We start from the raw sequence: 4,145 nt of genomic DNA, 5'->3' as shown, positions 1-4,145 counted from the left end.
GGTGAGCAGGTAAAAGAGGCATGCGAAGTCATGGGCGAGGATGGGGTTCCCAGCGTTGGTATCATATCGGCTTACAGTATGCTCGGCAACGCGCGTGGCATGGCTGAGCTTTTATACGATCTTTATGATGAGCCTGACCTGGTGCGTGAGGCTATGAAAGCGGCCTGGCGGCGGACTGAAAAGAAACTGGATTCCTTCATCGCATCGCCGTCTGACTTCTGCTATTATGACATCTGTTGGGCAACCGGCTCGGAAATGGGCCCCGAACTCTTCGCCAAATGGACGGCTGTAGAGATGCAAATGGCCTGCGATAAGATTCGCAAGGCGGGCAAGTATATCTCCTTCTATACCCTTGGCCGTATCGGCAAGCTGATGGACACGATGGTTGATGCCGGCCCCTACATGATCGCCTCCTTTGAACCAAACCAGGGCGATATTTCTTTAGCCGAGGCCAAAAAGAAGTACGGCAAACGCATCTGTCTCATGGGCAACGTGGACTGTATGGCGCTCGCCTTCGGCACAGTCGAAGATGCCCGCAAGGAAGCCATTCGCTGTCTGAATGAAGCCAAGGGCGATGGCGGCTATATAATGGGCAGCGCCGACGAAATCCCCGCAGACGCCAAATTCGACAACCTCAAAGCGATGGTAGATGTCGCACAGGAGTACGGAAAGTATTAGGGAAGCGGCAAATGACGAATTTCAGAACCTCACCTCACCGAGGTTCTGAGGTTTGAGTTAGTATTGCTTACTCCTCTCCGTGTCACGGAGAGGAGCCTACGAAGTAGGGGGAGAGGTCACCCCTATATGAAAAGCCAGTGCTACGAGAATGAAAACAATCAATCGAAAGGATATAATCAATGACTAAGAAACAAGCATTCATGGCAGCGTTAAAAGGCGAAACTCCGGACGTCGTCCCGGTTGCGCCGTTAATCCATCACCGTTACGCCAATAAAGTGCTAGGCCGCGGGGATTGGAGGGCAGCATTTGAAGTCCATCAGATGCTGGGTTCCACATTCTATCGCGGGCCTTTGGGCATCGACGTTTGGCATCCACCCCTGCTTGGTTATGAGCGATGGAGTGAAGTTTTGGTCAGTGAAGGTACACATAAAGTCATACGCAACCATATGAAAACCCCTGTCGGCTCCCTCACAAGTGTCTATGACACGGGTCTCATCCCAGAAGACCCGTTGGTGGGCAAGCAGGTCGAGCCTTGGGTGAAGGAGCCCAAAGACTGGGCAGTCATGATCCGCAAGTGGAATGAAGAAGGGGATGCTGCTCAGATTGACCGTAGCCCGGATGTCAAAGAGGCCTGCGAGCTCTTTGGTGAGGATGGCGTCCCCAGCGTGGGTATCGTCTCGGCCTACAGTATGCTGGCTGGTGTGCGCGGCATGGAGGGATTATTAATCGACCTGTGTGAAGAGCAAGATCTGGTACGTGAAGCCATGAAGGCGGCTTGGCGTCGGACAGACAAGGCCATCGATTCGTTCATTGCCTCCCCCTCTGATGTGATGTATTACGACATCGCTTGGGCCACCGGTTCAGAGATGGGGCCTGAGAAGTTTGCCAAATGGACTACCGAGGAGATGCACATGGCCTGCGATAAGGTTCGGGCCGCCGGAAAATATATTGCATTCTACACGGTGGGGAGCATGCGCAAACTAATGGACTGTATTGTTGATGCAGGCCCACACCTGATCGGCGCCTTTGAACCCAACCAGGGTGACCTGACGCTGGCCGAAGCGAAGAAGAAGTACGGCAAGCGCGTTGCCCTCATGGGCAACTTCGACTGCGTGACCCTCGCCTTCGGAACTCTTGAGGATGCCCGCAAAGAAGCTAAACGATGTTTGGATGAAGCCAAAGAAGGCGGCGGTTATATCATGGGCAGTGCCGATGAAGTCCCTACCGATGCCAAGTTCGAAAACCTAAAAGCGATGGTAGAGATTGCGCAGGAGTACGGAAGGTATTAGAGGCGAAAAGCTTGCACTATCAGTATCGTTGTGAGTGTCTTTGAGAGAGAGGGTTTGTACCCGTGGAAATCGTCTCTGAAGCTAACGGATTGCTTGTCTTTGCCTATTTCGGAGAGATTCCATGCTTTGCTCTGAATGACACTCCTTTGGGGTGTTTTGTATTCCAGTAGAGCCTTAGACAATGCTAAAGGTTATAGGTAGGAAAAATGATTATCTCAGCAAAAGATAGAGTTATTATCCGAGATTTGGCTAAGCAGCATGCGGAGATTGCGGCGCATCCCCGGCAGGATGAGCGCCGAGACCTTTGGCGCAGGCTCATTAACCTTGAGCACGTCAAACCTATGATCTCGATATGGGATGATACGCGTGGAGAAACCGGCATCGAACGCACGGTTGTCTGCGAGGGCCAAGATGCACGAAACCAGGAACTCTTCTTCCGCATGTTGCGCTATAAGTGGGATCATTTGCGTGATGACACCATATGGGAAGCAACCATGGTTTCCCACATTGTGATGTCGCAGACAGGATTGGGCATTACAGGTGACAGCACCGTGCCTGAAATGACCTACGGGGCAAAGCACTTCAACTGTGTCATCGCCGATGATGACCCCCCAACGCGAATCCCCATGCCGACTGTCACGGTGGATTGGGAAGCCACTGAGCGCAACTATCAGATCCTCTGCGAGCTTTATGACGGCATCCTGACGGTCTACAAGCAGGGCGTCGCTTCTCACTGGTATGACCCGTTGGATAGCTTCATCACGTGGCGGGGGATCGAGCAAACGTTCCTCGATATGGTGGACCGGCCTGAGTGGCTGCATTCATGGCTGGAACGCATGTGCCAATACTATCTCTGCGCCCTTGACCAATATGAGGCGCTTAACCTGCTCCACCTGAATAACCGCGTGAACACCATCAGCCCCGGCGGTTATGGCTATACCGACCTGTTGCCTCAGCCCGATTTTGATGGCGTGCACGTTCGGGCTAAAGACCAGTGGGGTCATGCCACCACCCAGATATTCTCGGAAGTCTCCCCCGCCATGCATGAAGAGTTTGCGCTGCAGTATGAGAAGCGCTTCCTGGCACGCTTCGGCTTAGCGGCCTATGGCTGCTGTGAGCCACTGCATAATAAAATTGACATGCTATTCAAGCACATTCCCCATCTGCGCCGCATCTCCATCAGCCCGAAGGCGGATGTTGCGATTGCCGCCAAAACCCTCGGCAACCGTGCGGTTTTCTCATGGAAGCCCAACCCCACTATATTAGGAATGACCCGTTGGGATCCCGACCTGGCCCGTGAACAACTGCGCGACGCGTTCGAAAAGACCCGAGGCTGTGCTATAGAGGTCATCATGAAAGACCTCCACACCTGTCGAAACGAACCCCAGCGTATGTGGGAATGGGTTAAAATCGCGCAACAGTTGTCGGAAGAGTATGCTTGAGAACCATTCGGATATGGGGAATTACTCGCAGTAGTTGTTTTGCCAGGTGGTCTTTAGTTTCTTGCGATCTGGTCTGTAGTTGCAGAATAGTGGGCCAGGTCCGGGCAAACTCCAAGGAGAGTTGCCAATGGCTGAGTAGGGAAATCGCTGGGCGTGCCCATCAGCGCAAGCGGCGATTGCCCCGTTAACATGCTGGTCCCCGTTAATGTCAAATGCCCACGGATTGTAGTTGCCATCATTTACAGTCCTTCCACTTTCGTCGTAAAGTAGGAATGTATCGGATGGGTAGGTGATTATGGAATACTTGATCTTCTCGAAATATTCGTTCATCGTATAGGTGACACGGGCATTCTGGGGTTTGTAGGGATTGGTATTGAACGAGTTGTTTTTGATCGGCTTCACATTTGAAGGGCATCGGTATATACCGAGGTTCTTGGTATAGGGCCACAAGTTTCCAGGTTCGGGATCTGCAATCTTTTCACAGTAAGGCTCACATGGAATTACCCAGTTAGCAATTTCTTTATTCGCTGTATGTACACCGGTATAAGGATAGCGCTCGTTATAGTCGGAAAGGTACATCATAAACGCCTTGCCGAGTTGGCTCATATTGCTCAAGCACGTGGTAGACCGTGCTTTTTCTCGAGCGGCTGCAAAGACTGGAAATAGTATCGCAGCCAAGATCACAATAATGGCAATGACTACCAACAGTTCAATAAGTGTAAACGCCTTTTTCATT

Annotated in this window: 4 protein-coding genes; 3 read left to right on the top strand and 1 reads right to left on the bottom strand. The window is 51.9% G+C overall.

Annotated elements, in window-relative coordinates; translation table 11 throughout:
* The 3 genes from WCO51_10410 to WCO51_10400 form a co-directional block, all read left to right on the top strand.
* A partial coding sequence (locus WCO51_10410) for a uroporphyrinogen decarboxylase family protein (protein MEI6513669.1) occupies nt 1–678 on the top strand: 678 nt, incomplete at its 5' end.
* A gap of 179 nt (nt 679–857) precedes the next feature.
* Nucleotides 858–1,967 carry a uroporphyrinogen decarboxylase family protein gene (locus tag WCO51_10405; protein MEI6513668.1) on the top strand — a complete coding sequence of 370 codons (1,110 nt, stop codon included), beginning with the start codon at nt 858–860 and terminating at the stop codon, nt 1,965–1,967.
* Between the two features lie 206 nt (nt 1,968–2,173).
* A complete protein-coding gene (locus tag WCO51_10400; protein ID MEI6513667.1) occupies nt 2,174–3,409 on the top strand; it encodes a hypothetical protein in 1,236 nt (411 codons plus the stop codon).
* Between the two features lie 21 nt (nt 3,410–3,430).
* On the opposite strand, the gene WCO51_10395 is transcribed toward WCO51_10400, so the two are convergent.
* Nucleotides 3,431–4,145 (bottom strand): DUF1559 domain-containing protein (locus WCO51_10395; GenBank protein MEI6513666.1); only part of this gene is annotated, 715 nt, incomplete at its 5' end.

The organism is bacterium, assembly GCA_037131655.1.
In the GTDB taxonomy this organism is placed as follows: domain Bacteria; phylum Armatimonadota; class Fimbriimonadia; order Fimbriimonadales; family JBAXQP01; genus JBAXQP01.
This window is presented reverse-complemented; position numbering and strand designations above follow the sequence as displayed.